This is a genomic window from Chloracidobacterium sp., from assembly GCA_016711345.1.
Classification (GTDB): Bacteria; Acidobacteriota; Blastocatellia; order Pyrinomonadales; family Pyrinomonadaceae; genus OLB17.
In genome coordinates, this window is record JADJTD010000001.1 from 760,086 (window position 1) to 779,887 (window position 19,802).

General features: G+C 50.4%; 8 protein-coding genes. 5 read left to right on the forward strand and 3 right to left on the reverse strand.

Annotated features, from left to right (window positions below; translation table 11 throughout):
• The first annotated feature begins 90 nt into the window (after positions 1-90).
• The 3 genes from IPL32_03260 to IPL32_03270 all read left to right on the forward strand — a co-directional run bounded on the left by IPL32_03260 (position 91) and on the right by IPL32_03270 (position 5,412).
• Positions 91-762, forward strand: a complete 672-nt coding sequence (locus tag IPL32_03260) for a hypothetical protein (GenBank protein MBK8464825.1) — start codon at positions 91-93, stop codon at positions 760-762.
• A complete protein-coding gene (locus tag IPL32_03265) occupies positions 755-2,026 on the forward strand; it encodes a hypothetical protein (protein ID MBK8464826.1) in 1,272 nt (423 codons plus the stop codon). The genes IPL32_03260 and IPL32_03265 overlap by 8 nt, the downstream gene beginning before the upstream one ends.
• A gap of 209 nt (positions 2,027-2,235) precedes the next feature.
• Positions 2,236-5,412, forward strand: a complete 3,177-nt coding sequence (locus tag IPL32_03270) for an error-prone DNA polymerase (GenBank protein ID MBK8464827.1) — start codon at positions 2,236-2,238, stop codon at positions 5,410-5,412.
• Positions 5,413-5,449: 37 nt separating this feature from the next.
• Here the strand turns inward: IPL32_03270 and lysS are convergent, their stop codons facing one another.
• Positions 5,450-7,150 carry a lysine--tRNA ligase gene (gene lysS, locus IPL32_03275; GenBank protein ID MBK8464828.1) on the reverse strand — a complete coding sequence of 567 codons (1,701 nt, stop codon included), beginning with the start codon at positions 7,148-7,150 and terminating at the stop codon, positions 5,450-5,452.
• 220 nt (positions 7,151-7,370) lie between these two features.
• Between lysS and mfd the strand changes: the two genes are divergently transcribed.
• A complete protein-coding gene (mfd, locus tag IPL32_03280; GenBank protein ID MBK8464829.1) occupies positions 7,371-10,883 on the forward strand; it encodes a transcription-repair coupling factor in 3,513 nt (1,170 codons plus the stop codon).
• Positions 10,884-10,893: 10 nt separating this feature from the next.
• On the opposite strand, the gene IPL32_03285 is transcribed toward mfd, so the two are convergent.
• The gene (locus tag IPL32_03285) at positions 10,894-11,541 is read right to left on the reverse strand and encodes a zinc finger Ran-binding domain-containing family 2 protein (GenBank protein MBK8464830.1); all 648 of its coding nucleotides are present in this window, start codon (positions 11,539-11,541) and stop codon (positions 10,894-10,896) included.
• Positions 11,542-11,684: 143 nt separating this feature from the next.
• Between IPL32_03285 and IPL32_03290 the strand changes: the two genes are divergently transcribed.
• On the forward strand, positions 11,685-12,737 hold the full coding sequence (locus IPL32_03290; protein ID MBK8464831.1) for a peptidyl-prolyl cis-trans isomerase: 1,053 nt from the start codon (positions 11,685-11,687) through the stop codon (positions 12,735-12,737).
• 77 nt (positions 12,738-12,814) lie between these two features.
• Here IPL32_03290 and IPL32_03295 read toward each other — a convergent pair whose 3' ends face one another.
• The gene (locus IPL32_03295; GenBank protein MBK8464832.1) at positions 12,815-19,363 is read right to left on the reverse strand and encodes a hypothetical protein; all 6,549 of its coding nucleotides are present in this window, start codon (positions 19,361-19,363) and stop codon (positions 12,815-12,817) included.
• Between the last annotated feature and the right edge of the window lie 439 nt (positions 19,364-19,802).

Sequence of the window (19,802 nt, forward strand, 5' to 3'; positions counted from 1 at the left end):
CAGAGTCTCCCTAGCTCCCATCTCTTACATCCGTTAATAACTTGCCTTTTCATTTCGCTTACATTATTCTTTATCTATGCTGTTTCATAGATGCAACAATCTATTATTTACATGGGCAATCTAAGTTTGGTAAAAAGTCTTTCCCGGCTCCAGGAAGAGCAGACACATTCGGATGAAGTGTTGCTCGAATCCGTCGGGCTGACGTTTGCCAGAGGCTCAGTAATAGAGATCGCAGGCCACGCGAGTTCCGGAAAAACCAGCCTTTTGCTCACACTGCTTTCAAAGCTGACGTCTGCCGGCGAAGTGTGTGCGGTTGTCGATGCGAGCGGAGGCTTTGACCCTTGCAGCGCTCGTCTCGCTGGCGTGAACAATGAGAATCTGCTTTGGATAAAATGCGGCGGGAATATTGAAAAGGCCTTTATGTCAGCCGATTACCTCGTGCAGGCAAAAGGTTTCGGCGCCATCTGGCTAAATCTTACGGGACTAGCGCAAAATCAACTTCGCATGGTGCCAAAGACCTATTGGTACCGCTACCGAACTCGCATCAGGGAAACGCCGACTCTTTTTTTAGTAACGGCAGAAGAACATATAACCGGCTCGGCGTCACAGCAGTCTTTTCTGTTTTCACGGGAACGAGTGGTTTGGTCAGGCACGGGAAGATTCAAGCTGCTAAGAGAATTTCATCTAAGAATGCATTCGCAAAAAGGTTTTTACGGTGAGCCTTTACGCAGCAAGATCGAGGTCGATTACACAGATGGGTAAGTATTACGCATGCATAATTTCAAACAGTGCAAAGGCAGATAAGGAAGAATTATTGGCCATCGCACGGCAGTTTTCGTATTCGATAGAGATTTTGGATGACGGTGTGTTGTTTGATGTCAGTGGCCTCGAACATCTTATAGGCAAGTCAGAACAGATCGCTCAGAAAATACTAACCCAACTAAAAACAAGCGCCGTTTCAGGAAATATTGCGGTCGCGGCTGCGGTAGAAACTGCAATGCTTTTAGCACGGCAGAGAAAGGGATTGAATCATACTGTTGCATCGTCTGCCGAATTTCAAAAGTTGCCGCTTGAGAGTCTCGAGATCCAAAACAATTCGAATAGCATTTTTAACGATCTGGGAATAAACAACATCGCGGACCTGCGGCAGATCCCTGTAGATGACCTGATAAACCGCTACGGACAGCAGTTTCGCGAGGTGCTAGATGTAATCGAACAAAACGGTCGCCGCTTTTTGAAACCTAATATCAAGGAAAATAAAGTAGCGTGGGAATACAACCTCGACTTCCCTGTCGAGGATTTCGAGCAATTGATCTTCATCGTAAATCACGGCCTCGACCATCTGTTCGACGCTGTAGCCCACGATGGCCACAACTCCGAGCATCTCGACATCTCTTTCAAACTCAGCAACAAAACCGAGCGGTTTTATGAGATAAAAACATCATTCCCAACGCTCGAAAAAAAATTCTGGCTAAAACTGATAAACCTGCGCGTGTCATTAGATCCGCCTGAAGCAGCGATCCTCGTCGTCAGCGTCGTGTCGCATTTCACTAAACCAAGACCTGACCAAAAAGGCCTGTATGCCGCCTCGCGTCCTACGCCGGAAAATTTGCTCTTAACCGCTAACAAACTCAAAAAACTCGTCGGCGAAGAAAATGTTGGAATTCCTGTATTGCTCAACCATCGTTTGTTGGAACCCTTTGCTCTCGATGCAAACGCTCTTCCTACGGTCAGAACCGGTAGCGACTGGGTAACCATCCCTGAACCGCGCGGCATCATTGCCTTTAACTATTTCCGCCCGCCGCTGTCTGCTGAGGTACTGGTTCGCGACGGGCGTCTGGTATTTATCAGAACAAGACATTTCAGCGGTTACGTCACCGAATACAGCGGCGTATGGAAACAAAATTCCAAATGGTGGGACAAGCCTTGGAAAACTCAGCAATGGGACATCGAGGTCGAAGAGCACGGCGTTTATCGCCTTTGCAAAGTTAATAAAGAATGGTTTTTGACAGGAGAATACGATTAATACGTTCCACGCAAGAACAAAATACCCATATGCATAAATGCTTTGTTTGCAATAGTTACATTTTAGAATGGCCTACAAACTTTTTTCGCAAAAATCATGGAACGCGGCCATAATTCGACTGTAACCTAAGTGTTTGCAATATTTACATCGTTCCACGTAGGTCTGGAACGTTATGGAACGCGGAGGCGGCAACCAAATCGATTTCGAGAATGTTTTACGAACTTCACACACGCTCGGCTTTTAGCTTTCTGTCATCCGGTTCTCAGCCGCAGAGGTTAGCTCAGCGCGCCGCTGAGCTAGAAATGCCCGGAGCGGCTTTGATCGACCGCGATACGGTCGCCGGAGCTGTGCGTTTCCATTTCGAGGCAAAAAAGCACGGCATAAAGCCGATCGTCGGTGCCGAGATCACAATGGACGATGGCAGCTTTTTACCGCTTGTTCCGATGAACCTCGCAGGCTATCAAAATCTAAGCAAACTCATAACAACAGTCAAACTCAGGCATAAAAAAGGTAAGCATTTTGCTACACGGAAAGACATTGAAGATCACTCGTCCGGACTATTGTGTTTTACAGGTGGAGCGGATGGTTTTATGCATAAAAGTATAAAAGCCGGCCGCGCCCAAATAGATCTTGCATGGCTCAACTATGTTTTCGAAAAGCGGCTATATGTCGAACTGCAGCGGCATCACCTCCGCAGCGAAGAAGCTATAAATCAATCGCTGCTCGGCCTCGCGCACAAACTCCGACTTCCCTATTTTGCCAGCAACGGAACGTATTACGCCGATCAGCACGACCGCGAACTCTTTGACGTATTCACCTGTATAAAAAATCACTGCTCGATATACGACGCCGGCAAATTGCTCTCAAAAAATAACGAACGATATCTTAAATCGCAGTCCCAGATGCTTGACCTTTTCGAAGACATACCGTCGGCTGTCCACATCACAGAAGAGATCGCTGACCGCGTAAAGTTCTCAATGGATGCTCTTTCCTATAATTTTCCCGACTACGATGTGCCACCCGGCGAAACCGTAGACAGTCTGTTACGACACAGAGCTATAAGCGGAGCAATAGAGCGGTATCGCAACAAAGAGCAAAATATAAAAGATCAGGTGCAAGATCGTCTGGATCGTGAGTTCAAAGTCATCTCGATGAAAGGCCTGGCTGGATATTTTCTAATGGTCGCGGACATCTCACAATTTTGTGTTGACAACGAAATTCTTTCACAAGGGCGTGGCTCGGCGGCAAATTCTGTCGTCTGTTACGCACTTGGAATCACCGCGGTCGAACCTATTAAAAACAAACTCTTATTCGAACGGTTTTTGTCCGAGAGCTATGAACAATATCCTGACATTGATATCGATCTGCCATCGGGAGATGACCGCGAACAAGTAATACAGCATGTTTACAGAGAATACGGCGAACGCGGAGCAGGTATGACCGCGAATGTCATCAGCTATCGCGGCAAATCGGCAGTTCGAGAGGTCGGGAAGACATTTGGCTTTGGCCCTGATGTACTTGACCGGTTGTCCAAACTTAATTCTCATTATGAGACTTTCAAAGGCGAAGAATTGGATCGTCGGCTTAAAGAACAAGGATTCGACACAACCGAGAATATTCGCCTTAAAAAATTTGCTGAGCTATACAACAAGATCTTAGATTTCCCGCGACACCTGGGCCAGCATTCGGGTGGAATGGTTGTGTCACTAAACCGACTCGATGGCATAGTGCCGCTCGAGCCAGCATCGATGCCAGGGCGCAACATCATTCAGTGGGACAAGGACGATTGCGATGCTCTAAAGATAGTTAAGGTCGATCTGCTGGGGCTCGGAATGATGGCTGTCCTGCGCGATTCGATCACATTGATCAGCCAGCATCACGATAAAACTCTCAATCTGTATAAGATCCCGACCGACGACCCAAAGGTTTACGAAGCTCTGCAAACGGGCGACACGGTCGGGATGTTTCAGGTCGAGAGCCGCGCACAGATAGCTTTTCTGCCAAAATCCAAGCCAGCAAACTTTTACGATATCGTCGTCCAAGTCGCAATCATTCGTCCCGGCCCGATCGTTGGCAAAATGCTGCATTCTTACCTGAAACGCCGTCAAGGTCTGGAGAAAGTTGATTATATAGACGAACGCCTAAGGCCCACACTGGAGAGAACAATGGGCGTTCCTCTTTTTCAAGAACAGCTTCTTAAAATAGCAATGGACATTGCCGGATTCACTTCCGATCAAACCGAAGATCTCCGTAAAGCAATGGGTTTTAAAAGACCGGGTAAAAAGCTTGAAACAATCAGTGAAAATCTTCGCAAAGGAATGGAGAAAACAGGCGTGCCAAAGGAAGTCCAGGAAAATATCGTAAATTGCGTACTCGCTTTTTCAAATTACGGCTTCCCCGAATCTCATGCTTTCAGTTTTGCGTTATTAGCCTATGCATCTGCCTATTTCATGGTGCATTACCGCGCTTGCTTTATGGCAGCGATGTTCAATAATTACCCGCTCGGATTTTATAACGCCGCGACATTGGTTAAAGACGCCCAGCGGCACGGGCTGCATTTTATCGCTCTTGATATAAACCGATCGAAATATGAATTTACCGTCGAGGAAGTCAGTGGCGAAAAGCAGGTACGCGTTGGGCTCAACTTTGTAAGAGGTTTGCGAAAGGATATTGGTGAAATGATAGTTGCCGAGCGTGATCGCGCTGGTTTTTACATTAGCATCGCCGATCTAATAGACCGCGTTCCCGAGATCAACAAACGAGAGATCCGCGCTCTGAGTCTCACCGGAGCGTTAAATTTTGACGGCACTATTCATCGCCGTGAGGCACTGTGGCAATCGGAACTTTTGATTCAACCCGAGGGCGATCTTTTCAGCGGCTCTCGTGTCAGTAGCCCGCACGTAAGTAAGGGCTCTTCTGCTCTCAATCGAGCCCTTACTCACGTGCGGGCTACTGACACAAACACCTTTCTTAAACGTCTGGAAGGTCTGGAACTTGTCGAAACGGATCTCAGAAAAACCGGCATCTCGATCGGCAAACATCCAATGGCGTTTGTCCGTGAAGAGATGAAAAAGAGCGGCATCTTGTCGGCGAGGGAAAGTATAGATCTAAAAAAAGGACAGGTAGTTTCCGTGGCCGGAGCAGTTATAATTCGTCAGCGTCCGATGACTGCAAACAATGTCGTTTTTATCACTCTCGAAGACGAGACCGGCCATTCAAACTTTGTCGTAATGCCTGACGTATTTGAAAAATACCGTGCTGTGATCAACCAAAATGATTACCTCATTATTCGAGGCATCTATGAAGAACGTGGAATGTTAAAGTCAATTCACTTTGAGCCGATACACAGCTTTAACGCAGAGGTCGTGTCGCACAATTTCCGGTAGCCATGTTGTACAAGCCCGTAAGAAGTAGTGGCAACTTTCAGTTCTCTGTGCTCTCTGTGTCCTCCGTGGTAAGACTTCCCTTTTCCGGACGCATGTGCGGGAATAGGATGACATCGCGGATAGAGTGTTTGTTGGTGAGCATCATCACGAGACGGTCAATACCGATGCCGATGCCGGCGGCGGGCGGCATGCCGTAGCTGAGGGCGCGGATGTAGTCTTCGTCCAGCACCATCGCCTCTTCGTCGCCGCGCTCGCGCTCAGACATCTGATCGACAAACCGTTCGTACTGCTCCTTCGGATCGTTGAGCTCGGAGAAACCATTCGCGACTTCCATTCCGTTGATAAACAGCTCGAACCGCTCCGCGATGTTCGGATTCGAAGGATCAGCTTTAGAAAGCGGTGAGATGGATTTTGGGTAATCTATGATGAATGTTGGCTGAATTAGCGTGTGCTCGACATGTTCTTCGAAATATTCGAGAAGCTGGGCATCATCAAAGGCGGAAACACGCCCGGTAGGGAGTGTGTCTTCTTCGATACCCGACGTTGAAGTGACCGCATCCAAAAGAACACCCTCGCTACCGTTCAGGTTTCTGCCTCGTGCGACCGCGTCCGCCATCGTGATTCGCTCGAAATTGCCGAAATCTATCTCGTTCTCTCCGTACTTCACAACCAGATTGCCGTCGTTCGCCTTCGCGACCGCGTCTTTTATCATCGTCTCGGCAAAATCCATCATCCCGTTTACATCCATGTAGGCGATGTAGAATTCGAGCATGGTGAATTCGGGGTTGTGACGCTGCGAGAGGCCTTCGTTGCGGAAGTTGCGGTTGAGTTCGTAAACCTTTTCAAAGCCGCCGACGACCAGACGCTTGAGATAAAGCTCCGGCGCAACGCGTGCATAGAGCGGAATGTCGAGCGCGTTATGATGCGTCTCGAACGGTTTCGCCGCCGCACCGGTCGCCTTCGGCGTGAGCATCGGCGTTTCGACTTCGATAAACCCTGCATCATCGAGAAAGCGACGTATCCCTGAGATCAGCTTGGCACGACGCTCGAAAACCTCGCGCGTCGTCAACCCATCGTGCTCGATCTGCAATGTCGAAGCGATGAGATCAGCGTAACGGTAGCGTCGTTGCAGCTCAGGATCGGCGATGCCGTGCATTTTGTCGGGCATCGGAAGCATCGCTTTGGCAAGGAATTGCAGCTTCTCGACATGTACAGAAACTTCGCCGGTATTTGTAACAAAAAGATAACCCTCGGCACCGATCAGATCGCCGTGATCGAGTAATTGCCACAAGGCCCAACCGTTCTCTTCGTCAAACGTGTCGGCACCGTCATTCTTTATCAAAGCAAGCGGGCCCTTTTTGTTGCAATAGACTTGCAACTTTGAAATGCCGTCGGTCAGATGAACAAAATTGCCGCGCGTCGGCGTCGTCAAACGGCCCGCGATGCGAACGTTTCCTAATGCTTTTAACTCAGTGTTCAGTTCATCTTTTTTTTCCGCAGGCGGACGTTCGCCTTCGCCGAGATTCGCTTTGATCTCGGCCATTCGTGATTCGATATCGGCGATCTTGTCAAAATGTTTGAGTGCAGTGATCGTGTCTTCGCCGCCGCTGACGTCAGTGCGGGAAAACTTGTTCGGATACACATTTCCGACCAGCGCAGAAATTGCCTCAAGCGACACTTTTCGCGCTTCTGTCTGGTCGTTAGGTTCGATGATCTCTTCGAATTGAGGAATGCTCATGGTAATCGTGTCAGTAGCCCGCACCTAAGTAAGGGCTCTGTATTCAAACATTTCATTATAAAGGTCAGTTGCAACATCGGCAACGAAGCCCTTGTTTACACGCTCTCTACCGACACCAACTCGGCAATCTTCCGCCGGATGTGGCAAAATAGAACCACCGCAGGGATTGTGCGACTCGGGACACCTACCCGTTCGACATTCTCTGTGGATATGTGTGTTTATGGCAGATGAATTCGACAAACTAAAGCGTGAGATACAAAGCGGCACGCGCGTGATCAGTCTAAGCGGCCTTACGTCCGTAGCGGCAAAGGCATTTATTTTATCAAAGCTCCAGGCTGAGACCGGCAAATCGTTTGCCATCGTAACCGAATCCAATTCGGAAATGGAAAACTGGACAACTGATCTGGGCTATTTCGTAAATGATGACCGGTCAGCGATCATCAGCCTCCCTTCGTTTGAAGCCGATCCATATTCCGGCGTTTCACCTCACGCGGAAACCCAGGAGCGACGTGCAATGGCTCTTTGGCAATTAGGGCATTTGCGAGAGCGGAACAGCAACTTTGTCGTTATGTCTGCCCGCTCGCTCATCCAAAGAACAGCATCGCCTACAGAGATCGCGAGCCTCGGCTGCGTTTTATTACGCGATAATGATTCTGCGCCCGAAACCTTGATCGAAAAGCTAATTGCAAGCGGTTATGTTCGCGAAGATCCGATATTCGGGCCGGGGCAATTTTCAGTTCGCGGCGGTATTGTGGATGTCTGGTCGCCTGATGCAGAAAGTCCTGTTCGTGTTGAGTTCTTCGGCGACACTGTCGAATCGATACGCGCGTTCGACGCCGATACGCAGCTCTCGACGGGACAGTTGGACAGAATCGCGATCGCCCCAATGCGTGAATTTGCTGTCTCGCCGCAGGACTTGAAGGACTGGTCATTTTTCGCCAGCGAAAGATTTGCCGGAGACAAATTCAAACGCAATCTCAAAGACCGCACCGACTTTGCAGACGAAGGCGAGCCGTTTTCGGGCTGGGAATTTCTCATTCCGCTCGTAAAGCCATTCGAAGGAACCGTTTTCGACCATCTATCGGACTGCGTCTTTGTCATCGACGAACCGACTGCTGTCGAACATACGCTGACCGCTCACTACGAACACGTTAACGATAATTTTGATGCAGTAACCGAATCCGGCGAGGTCAGCCTAGCTCCAAACGAGCTATTTCTCACGCCGCACGATCTACGTACAAAACTAGAAAACACTCTATGCCTTGAGCTTCGAGCATTGGGGAAAACCGCAGCGGGAACCGACGAGGAATTCGCTGTAGGCGAGGAAACAAAAACTAAACCGCTGTTTCTTTTCTCCGCAACCGCAAAAGCATCTGAGATCGAGCTGCAATCGCGTTCGACGCGAAAATTTCACGGCAACGTCGCAGCATTTGTTACGGAATTAGGTTCTCGCTCGAAAACTCACGGAGATCTAAGCCGAACGGAGATCGTCGTGCAAACGCCAGGCATGGCCGAACGCATACGAGAGATACTGCGTGAATATGATACTTCGTTAGCTGCTGACCTGATACAAATCGGCGACTTTTCTAGCGGATTTGAACTGCCTGCGTTCGGCCTGACGCTTTATACCGAAGAAGACATTTTCGGTGAGATCACAAACGAGGCTGAACACCGTAACTTTAGATCCACACCTCAAAAACGCAAATCAAAACTTGGTGCATTTGTTTCCGATTTTCGTGATCTGAAGATCGGCGATTATGTTGTTCACGTAGATCACGGTATCGGCAGATTTGACGGCTTACAGACGATCTCGTCGCAAGGAGCCGAGCGAGAATTCATGTTGCTGATCTACGCCGACGATGCCAAGTTGTTCGTGCCTGTCGAGCGAATGGATCTCGTCTCGCGTTATTCATCGGGCGAAGCGACTTCACCGACGCTTGACCGTCTTGGAGGTATAGGCTGGCAGAAAACAAAGGCTAAAGCGAAACGCGCGATGCGCGATATGGCGGATGAATTGCTGCGGCTTTACGCCGAGCGCAAACTCGTGCGCGGCCACGCTTTTCCACCCGACGCTCCGTGGCAGCACGAATTCGAGGATGCATTTCCCTACGATCTTACCGTCGATCAGGCAGCCGCGATCGAGGACACAAAAACCGACATGGAAACGCCCACGCCGATGGACAGGCTCATTATCGGCGATGTCGGTTACGGTAAAACCGAGGTTGCAATGCGGGCTGCATTTAAAGCGGTGATGGACGGCAAACAGGCGGCGATTCTAACACCCACGACAGTGCTCGCCTATCAGCATTATGAGACGTTCAAAAAAAGATTTGCAGCCTTTCCCGTAAAGGTCGATCTGCTTTCGCGTTTTCGATCAAGCAAAGAACAGAAAGCGGTTGCCGAAGCCGCAGGAAAGGGTGAGGTCGATGTGCTGATAGGCACTCATCGAATACTCTCGACCGATGTTCAAATGCCAAAGCTCGGTCTCGTAGTCGTTGACGAAGAGCAGCGTTTCGGCGTCGGCCACAAAGAAAAGCTCAAGCAATTAAAGAAAAAAGTCGATGTCCTTACGCTTTCAGCAACGCCGATTCCCCGCACACTAAATATGTCCTTGCTAGGAATGCGCGATATGTCCGTTATCGAAACGCCGCCGCGCGATCGACTAGCTATTAACACTCAGGTCGTCCAATTTTCCGAAGGCGTAATTCGCTCTGCGATAGAACTCGAACTCGCCCGAAACGGTCAGATATTTTTCATCCATAACCGTGTCGAATCGATCGAGTCGATCGCCGCTCTCATTAAGAAGATCGTGCCAAACGCACGCATCGCTATCGGCCACGGCCAGATGAATGAAAAGGAAATGGAGCAGGTGATGCTCGATTTTATCGATTACAAATACGATATTCTCGTTGCAACGACGATCATCGAAAACGGCATCGACATCCCGCGTGCAAATACCATTATCATCAATCGCGCCGATAATTACGGCCTTTCGCAGCTATACCAGCTTCGCGGTCGTGTCGGACGTTCGAACCGTCGTGCGTATGCATATCTACTGATACCGAGCGAGTTGGAATTAACGCCAATTGCCCGGCGCAGATTGAGCGCGATTCGTGAATTTTCCGATCTTGGCGCAGGCTTCAGGCTTGCCGCTCTCGACCTCGAACTTCGCGGTGCAGGCAACATTCTCGGCGGCCAGCAATCCGGCCATTTAGATGCGCTTGGTTTTGATCTCTACACAAAAATGCTCGAACGCACAATCGCTGAAATGCGTGGTGACGAGATCGCCGACGAGACGAGCGTTTCGATCAATCTCGGCGTTGATGTTTCGATACCGAAGGATTATATCGCCGAAACGAGTCAACGGCTGCGCACATATAAACGCATCTCGTCTGCCGAAACTGAAGAGACCTTAACTCAGATCCATGCCGAGGTTGAGGACCGCTACGGACGCATTCCGCGTTCGGTCGAAAACCTCTTTGAATACGCTCGTTTGAGAAAGCTCGCCGAGCGAATGGCAATCGTTTCGATAGACAAGACAGCAGACGGAGTAGCGATCAAACTCGGTGAGACTGCTCGCGTCTCGCCGGAAAAATTGATGCAGTTTTTAGGTGAAATTAAAGATTCGAGTTTTTCGCCGACAGGCATCTTGAGGATAAAGGTCATTACGGGCAATCCAATTCGAACGGCGATGGATTCTCTAATTACGATCAAGTCAGAACCACCTGCGTAAGCGGTTCTGACTATTCTGTACAATCGCTCAGTTCTTTTCCCTCGCACACAAATAATTCGGGAACGTTGTCTTTCGTTTGTTTTCTGATATTGCTCCAGACTGGGGAATCACGATATTTATCTACGGTCCAGCCGAGTTGCTTGCGGTGCAGCCAGACGTATTTGTATGCGTCATGTTCATCTTCACCGCGCAAATGACGCGATTCGTGCAGAAGGATCGCCGCCCGTTCGACGTCATCAACGGGATATGTAAAAAAATCCGGATACAGCGTAACTATCTCAAACGGAAAATTTGCTGCCGCATATGCGTTTTCCTTGTCTACAGAAGCATTCAGCCAATTGTCTTCGCTCCTGAATACCGAAAAATGCTCCAGCAAAAAGATTTCATTCGAAAACCCGCGCTCGTTCAATACGGCGAGTGCTTTCCGAACTTGATGCCCTTGTTCCGGCGATAACGACTTCGCCGACGCAACCAGCGAAACATAGAAGCCAAAAATAACGGCACAGCAAACCGCAATGCAAACCACAATGCGTGTAAGCAACCTTGAACCGGTTGTTCCTCGCTTGTGACCAGAGGCCTCCAACGATGCATTGCAGCGAATGCACAGATCGGCTTCTGGAAAATTGACTACATTGCAGGCGGGGCATTTTTTGTTCATTTAGGCAGGTTTAACAGGCGCGCAGAACCTGTTAATATTTAAAAAGAACTGATGGCTTCGGATTTCCGTTTTTCGAAAATAAACCCAAGGCCGCATTTTGGCATCAAATCTACATTGCATAGAAGAGCTTGTTAGGAGTCTGCATGAAACATATTAAATTTGCCAGTTTGGCGATCGTTACGGTATTGGCGGCAAGTCCGTCGGCCTTTTCACAGGAAACACAGACGCGTGTGGTCGATGAGGTGGTTGCGGTCGTCAACAATGAGGTCATTACGCTCTCCAAAGTTAAACGCGAAATAAAGGATGCCGTCGAGTCGTTCGTCCAGCAGGGCAAGACCCGTGAAGAGGCTCAAAGGATGGTCGATGAAAAGAAAGGCGAACTCATCGCCAATCTCATCACCGAGGAACTTATGCTTCAGCGTGCCAAGGAAAGCGGTATCGAAAAAGACGTCGATGACCGTGTTAATCAGCGGCTCGTTGACATAATGAAGCAGTACAACCTGAAAACCGTCGAAGAGCTTTACGCCATGATGGAAAAAAGCGGTGTTGATCCAAAGGACGTAAAAGAAGGCTGGCGCAAACAGGAAACACGCGAGCAGGTCGTCCAGCGAGATCTCCAATCCAAGGTTTATTGGGAGCCCAACGGCAAAGCCGTAAAAGATTATTACGAAAATCACAAGGCAAAATTCACAAAACCCGAAACGATCTCATTCAGCGAGCTGTTCCTGGGATTTGCCGGACGCAATGAAGCGTCGGTCCGTGAAAAAGCTGCACAGCTTTATCAGCAGTTGAAAGCCGGCGGCGATTGGGAAAAGCTCCTCAAAGACAACGGCGATACGCCGGTAATGACGCAAGGCGCCGGCAAGCTCGAAAATGTCCGTCTCGATGCGATGAACGAAAAGCTGCTTAACTCGCTCAAAAACCTAAAAGTAGGTGAGTATGCGGCTCCGTTCGAACTCGATCAAATGGGAATGGCGATCATTCGTATGGACGCTCGCGAACAGGCTAGCAGCGAGTCCGTCTTCAACGAAAACGCCGTGCGTATGGCAATGATGAACGAACGCCTGCCGGATGAACAGAAAAAGTACATGGCAAAACTTCGCGAAGAGTCCTACATCAAGATCAGCGATTCATATCGCCCGATCGTGAACCCCATCCTCTTCGCCGACGAACGCAAAGATAAACCCGCAAATTAATTCACGATACAAACAAAAGAAAGGCTGGCTGAGAATGATTCTCAACCAGCCTTTTTCTATTATCGATCTCCCGTTTATTAATCAGCGATCATATCGACGTTTGCCGATTGGTTTACGACGCTGATGGTGATCGGGGTGAAGCGGGACGTTTGCGAATCGACTCTGATCGTGTAGGTTTGGCCTACTTGAAGATTGCCGAAGCGGTAATTGCCTGCTTCATTTGAAAGGATCGAACGGCTTTGGCCCGTCGCATCCGTCAAGGTCACACGCGAATTAGCAACGCCTGCGCCGATGGCCGTTAGCAGCCTTCCGGTGATCTCTGCCTGATTTGGCAGAGCGGTGGAAAGCTCGACGAGTCCGTCGGTTGCCGTCAATCGAGGGCTGCCTTCGTTGAGCATAATGCGTTCCCAGGTCAAAGGTGAAACGCTGCCTGCCGCTCCGACCGCCGTAAACCTGAGGTTCAACAGAACTCCGCTTCCCTCAAGAGGCATCGCACCATACACGACCACTCTCAAAAGTCCCGGCGTTTCCGCATTGGCTACCGTAAACAGCGAACCGCTCAGCGTCCCGACGACATCGACGGGATCAACCTGAGGCTGGATGACTGCCGCATCGTAGCGGAGGTCGAATTCATAAGAGATGATTCCCTTATTGGTCGTTCCGTCAATAGCGATAGGCACGATGACCTCGTTATCGGCAGGCGTCACAAGCCTCGGAGCTGCGACTGCCGCTCTTCTTTCCGGCCCGCCCATTCCCGGACGGTACGGCGAAGGATCGCCCCAGTTTCCGGTGACATCGCCCATCAAGTACGCAGCGTAATCTTCGCCCGTGATGTTCGTGTAAACGGTCGGATGATTGACGGAAACAGGGCTGAATACCCACGATCCTGAATTACCCTGCGGCGGTCCGAGTGCCGCCACGTAACGAGCGATCATCGCCGCGTCAAACGACGTGACCTGTGCGTTTCCGGTGACATCACCTGCGATCAACTGTCCTGCCGACAGAACACCGTTGCCCGTCACATACTGAGCGATCCTTGCCGAGTCGAACGACGTGATCGCACCGTTCACTCCGCCCGATTTGGTCGGTGTGATGGTGTATGCTCCTGCTCCAAATCCGGTCAGCAGATACGTGCCAGGTGCTCCCGTAGTATCAGAGACAGCAGGTGAACCAGCGCCGCTTACAAGCACGCCCGGAACTCCACGCGGATTTGGCCCCGTCGCCGGATTGCCGTAATTGACGGTTCCCGCGATCGAGCCAGGAATGACCGTAACGCTTCCGTTGGTGGTCGTTGTGCAAGGCGTTTCCTCGTTGTACTTGAACATCGCGAAGTTAATTCCGCTAGACGTGCCGGGAACTCCGATGACCGTAAAGTTGAGGTTGACCAGCACACCGCCGCCCGTCATGAATTCTACTCCGTAAACCGAAACATTCAGCGTTCCCGGTGTCGGGTTAAATGCCGTCAGCGAGCGTCCGCCGCCGTTCGAGTTAGCGACTGCACCCATCGTGACGCCATAGGTCGGATTCGCCAGCGGAGTCAGTACCGCCGGATCGTAACTGATCGAGAAGTCCGTTGACAGAACATCATGGCCTGTAAGGTCGCCCGTGGTAACAGGGATCGTAACCGTAACACCTGACAATGATTCTTCGTCGGACGCAGAAACCGGAACACAAGTCGGCGTGTAGGTCGGCGTACTTGTTGCCGTGTTCGTCGCCGTCGAAGTAGCAGTTGCAGTCTCCGTCGGAGTCGATGTCGAAGTTTCAGTCGGCGTCGACGTCGCAGTGTTGGTCGGCGTAAACGTCTCAGTAGCCGTCGCTGTTGGCGTAAACGTCTCCGTCGCTGTCGCAGTCGGCGTAAACGTCTCCGTAGCAGTCGCTGTCGGTGTAAACGTTTCTGTTGCAGTTGCAGTCGGCGTAAATGTCTCAGTCGCCGTTGCTGTCGGCGTAAACGTCTCAGTAGCGGTTGCTGTCGGAGTAAACGTCTCAGTAGCCGTTGCAGTCGGCGTAAACGTTTCCGTAGCAGTCGCTGTCGGCGTATTCGTGTTCGTTGCAGTTGCCTCAGGCGTCGGTGTATCCGTGGCTGTCGGCGTATTCGTTGACGTCGCAGTATTCTCCGGCGTCGGCGTGTTTGTTGCTGTATTTGTTGACGTCGGTGTAGCGAACGCTAATTCGTCCGCACCGATCTCCCATCCGCTGCCCATCGGACGCGTTTCACCGTCGTAATCATCCGAGAATGATGCCAATGTCGTTCCTATGTCGATCATCGATGAGAGATTACCAATATGCAGATCAGCTAGAGGATCGGTGAACGAGGGATCGGATTCGAGAGAATTGGCGTCATCGTTAGCCGTGCCGCCGGTTGCCGTTCTCCAAGCCGCGATAGCTGCATAGTCGGTTCCGGCGGCCGAAGCTAATGAACCCGAACGGAATCCGCCGTCGTTGGCACCAGTTGACCAAAAATCGTTGTAATTCGAGTCGAGGTTGGCAAATGTCGTTGAGTTCGTCGCGATTGCATAGCTCTTCGCATTAACGCCGCCGCCCGAAGCGATCTGAGTCGTATAGAAAATGTTGTTCTTGATCTCAACTGTCGGATCGGTTCCGGTCATCGCAACCGCAAAGCCCGGCATCTGTGATGCGACGGCACCGCGATCACCGGTCATCGAAACTGAGTTGTTATAAAGTCTGGTCGAAGAACCTGTAACACCCGCCACATAGATACCGGCAAGCGTGTCAGGCGATGTCGCCGGAGAAGTCACTCCGGTGACCATGTTGTTTCGAACAGTATTAGCGGCTCCAGATGCTCCCGCAACGCCGATACCGACCGCGGAAAATCCGGTCGCGCTAAGGCTGGCGACACCGTTTACCTTGTTTCTTGCAACCAGAGCACCAGTAACACCACCCGATGTAGTAGTAGTAGTATCAATCGCCTGAATACCGACTCCGATACCAACAGCATCGGACGACTCGTTCGTCGAAATGCCGTTGAGGCTGTTTAGTGTGATGGACGGGGCGCTTTCGTTAAAGACCACTATACCGACGCGGCGAATGCGATCTCCCGTTGTGGCAGAGGTCTCATTCATCGTGATCACCGTTCCGGTGTTCTGGTTGGCGAGGCTTAAACCTGACGAAAAGATTCCGTAGATCGAGCGTTTTAACGAACAATTTTCGACACGGTTGCCGTCGTTGTCAGTTCCCGCCGTTCCCGGCGTCGTTCCGCCAAGTGCAATGCTGGCAAGAGTCGTTGTTGGATCCTGTCCGAGAACGTTGGTGTTCCTGATAGTGTTGTTCTGCGCTCCGTTCGTGCCCGAACCAAATGACACGACCACGGCTGATGTACCTGTGTTTGTGTTTTGGATGGTCAGCTCGCGGATGGCAGAGCTGCCTCCGATACCGCTTGCGGTTGCTCCTGTGGTCGAACCGTCGATCGTCACACGATCTGCCCCGTTTAGTCTTATCAAAGCCCCTGTGTTTGTTCCCGAAATCGTGCGAGCCGCTCCGCTGGGTTTGATGAGCAAGGTGTAGCCGCTGCCGCCGTCTTCCGCCCATTCGTTGAGAGCGTTAGTTCCCAGTTCGGCAGTCAGGTCGGTCGTGATGTTGATGGTCACATTGCCGGTCAATGCACCCGCATTGATCGCTGCAAAGATACCGCCGGCATTGGTCAACGATGTGTATGTTTCGCCTGTGCCGACATTATACGAACCTGTAAACGCCGCAACTATCGTGTAGCTGTTTGGCACGGTCGGCGGCGTGGTTACAGAATTGACGCTTGATCCTGAGAAGCCGCCGCTCGGGTTTGCACCGAGATTGCCCGCTGTATCCTGAGCGACAACAAAGTACTGAATGATGTCAGCCGCAGTAACTGCTCCGCCGCCTACCAATGTGTAATCAATTGTGCAGCTATAGCTTCCTGCACACTGCGTCGAAACATACGATCCATCGGTCGATTTCTTAAAGTAGATACGCGGTGAATTTCCGCCGCTTGCGACGCCGCCTGCGTCAGTTATGCTTGCTGCAAGAACGCGGTTAGTGGTCAGTGATGTATTGCCAAACGCTGTGTAGCTGATGCTCGGAGCTGAAAGGTCGATTCCTACAAAGTTGCCGGCGTCGGCACCGATATCGACCGGCGTCAGGCCGCTGCGTGTCTGTCCGTCGTAATCGAGAGTTACGCCGACATCGACGCCATTGCCTTCAGCAACGGTTGAGTTGCTCGGATGCAAGTGGAGATCAGGAACAGCATTTGTCGGATCGTTGAATTGCGGATTTGATTCAAATGAACCGGCATCCTGTCCGACCGCAGTTCTCCATGCTCCAATATTGGCAACGTCAAGACTGTTAAAGAATCCAAACACCGCACCGCTTGCACCGTTTGAAAAATATACGTTGTTGTTGATCGTAAGGCCGGTCGGATTCGCCGCCGTTCCATTGATCTTCACGGCATAATGCTTACCGGTTCCGCCGCTGTTTGTGCGGGCGTTCTGGAAGATATTGCCACGGAAGCTGCGAGTATTAACTGTTTGGATTCCGTTAAATGCATAGGAAGCTCCTATGCCGGCAGTTGCCGTGCCGCCAATATACACGCTGTTGTGGAAAAAGCTGTTTGTGCCAAGAGCTTCGTTAATGCCGACGATGCCTGTGGTTCCGCTGTTTGAGGCCGCCGCTCCGATAGCGTTCGCTGAATTTGCACCAAGAGCGATCATGTTGTTGCGATATATGGTCGTTCCGCCAGCAACACGGATACCGTTGATCTCCGCCGATGTGCTCGTCGTCGGAGCAAGGATGTTGTATATAAAGTTTCGTTCAACAACGTTCGCTGAGCCTCCGGTAAACTGAATACCCGTCACAATACTTGCCGCACTCGTGTTGCTATTTGTCAACGAATGGATCGTGTTTTGCGACAGTGTATGGTTCGGAGTCGAAGTCGTTACGTTAATGCCGATCATCGAAGCAGAGGTTGTAGTTCCCGTTCCGATGTTGGTTGTCATGTTACGAATAGTATTGGAAGTAAACGACGCGGGAGCATTTGAAGTATGCATTCCTATGACTTGTGAACCAGTTCCGGTCGCAGTCAGTGAGATAGAGTTTGCTACCGTGCCTCCAATATTGTTAGAGTTCGCTGTCCAAGTCGTTGAGGTACCAGTATTCGCTCTCAATGCGTAAATAACAAAAGTACCCGAAGCTCCAGCGTTCGTGACAGACACGCCACCAATATTGTTGCTACTTGATGTCCAAGCATCCGACGCAATGTTATAGATTCCATAAACATCCGTTGAGCTAGTTGTCGTAGTGGAAAAGGTCAGTGACCCGGTTGCGGATTGGCTTCCAATCGTGTTGCTATTTGTATTAGCATTGCCCGCGAATCCAGTTCCTCCGATATGTATTGCTGTGAACGGGCTACTTGCCCCCGTGCCGCTCGAGGTCACGCCTGTCAAACTAACCGCGGCAATCGTATTACTATTGATATTGGAAATAGTACCGCCCGTGATTCCGATGAATCTTATACCTTGAAACTGACCGGTCGAGCCTGTCATCGTATATGTTCCCGTTTGTGAACTCGAAGCATAGCCTATGATATTTCCCGTGATCGTCATTCCCTGAACACCGCTTGTTGCCGACGAACTGTTCATGAGTATCGGCGTATGAAGTGCGCCCGTCGACCACGTTCGCGTTCCCGTCTGATAGAACTTATTATTCGTGATGGAAAAGCCATTGCAACCGCCATTTAACGCGACTCCGGCACTCGTGACCGCAGCTCCAAAATAATCGAAAATATTGTTGTTGTTAATAACTAACCCACTATTACCAATAGCGGTAGTGCTTGTTGAGCCGTTACATAAAATTGCTTTTGAAGGCAAATTCGCTCCCGCAGGGCCGATGTTGTTATTTGAGATCGTATTGTTATCGTTACCGTTCGCGGTTACTCCATCGGTACTAAAGAAAATATTTCCACCATTGGTGGCAACCGAGGCGTTATGTGATCCCAAAATAGTTGAATTTGTGATCGTATTATTCGTCGCACCCCCGATAAAACGTATTGTTGCTGTTAGCGTACCTCCAACCGTCGTGTTGGAAATGGTCAGGCTGTTGCCGCCTGTGTTCAATCCGTCAATTGTCACATTGTCAGCTCCGACAATATCGATCATAGGGAGACCCGCAGTTATTGCTCCGGTTATCGTCCTTGCCGCACCGCCTGCTGGTGAGATCGTTATCGCAGTATAAGTTCCGCCGACTCCGCTTGCCGCAAGCAAAGCTCCACCCACGGGCTCAGTTGTGTCACCGCAAACATCAACGGTGACCACACCAGTGTGCGTTCCGGCATTGATCGCTACAATTGCCGCCGTCAGCGTCGCATAACCTATCGGCGTCGTGCCGAGCACGGTGCCTTCTACTTCTATAGGACCGCCAGGCAGAGATTCGCAAGTGCCTGCCGTAAACATCGCTGCCGGTTCCGGAGCGGTTGTGCTTGCTGCCGTTCTTTCGGCCATGCCGAGGAACGACGCTACGGAATCGACAAAAGCATAGCCTGTGCCTGCTGAGGCGTTGACGCCGAGTGTAAGAACTAGTCCGATGACGAGGGCAAGGCTTGTTGTGCGGACGAACGATGAACGTGACGATGTCGGATTTAACATAATTTTCTTGTTGCCGTTAAAAAACTGCGGCTTAGGCAAAGTTCCTGAATTTATTTCTTTATACTGATACGCGCAAAACGCCACCACTCCCATAAAACCGGCGGCCTTTCTAACTAAATTGTGTATTTCGAATCGAACTTAATCCTGTGATTATAAGCGAATCAAGCCGTTTGTCAAGATAAAAATAGTGGGGTGGTGACCTAATTTGGGAAGTATTTAGATCATTACCTTGTGAACTCTGTGTCTTGCCTTTGCGGTCTCTGTGTTAAAGACTTTTTAAACACAAACGACGCGAAGTGGCAGACACAAAGAACACGAAACGCACTTGGTCCTTTTTAGTGAAAACATGACTGAATCTGTGCCGTCAAATTACGTTGCACTAATAAAACACTTGACAATCTGCGAGAACTGCGCTATGCTACATCTGGCTATTTGAAAA

Coding starts and splice junctions, on each gene's coding strand:
- IPL32_03260 (MBK8464825.1), top strand. CDS start 91: ATGCAACAATCTATTATTTACATGGGCAATCTAAGTTTGGTAAAAAGT.
- IPL32_03265 (MBK8464826.1), top strand. CDS start 755: ATGGGTAAGTATTACGCATGCATAATTTCAAACAGTGCAAAGGCAGAT.
- IPL32_03270 (MBK8464827.1), top strand. CDS start 2,236: ATGTTTTACGAACTTCACACACGCTCGGCTTTTAGCTTTCTGTCATCC.
- lysS (MBK8464828.1), bottom strand. CDS start 7,150: ATGAGCATTCCTCAATTCGAAGAGATCATCGAACCTAACGACCAGACA.
- mfd (MBK8464829.1), top strand. CDS start 7,371: ATGGCAGATGAATTCGACAAACTAAAGCGTGAGATACAAAGCGGCACG.
- IPL32_03285 (MBK8464830.1), bottom strand. CDS start 11,541: ATGAACAAAAAATGCCCCGCCTGCAATGTAGTCAATTTTCCAGAAGCC.
- IPL32_03290 (MBK8464831.1), top strand. CDS start 11,685: ATGAAACATATTAAATTTGCCAGTTTGGCGATCGTTACGGTATTGGCG.
- IPL32_03295 (MBK8464832.1), bottom strand. CDS start 19,363: ATGTTAAATCCGACATCGTCACGTTCATCGTTCGTCCGCACAACAAGC.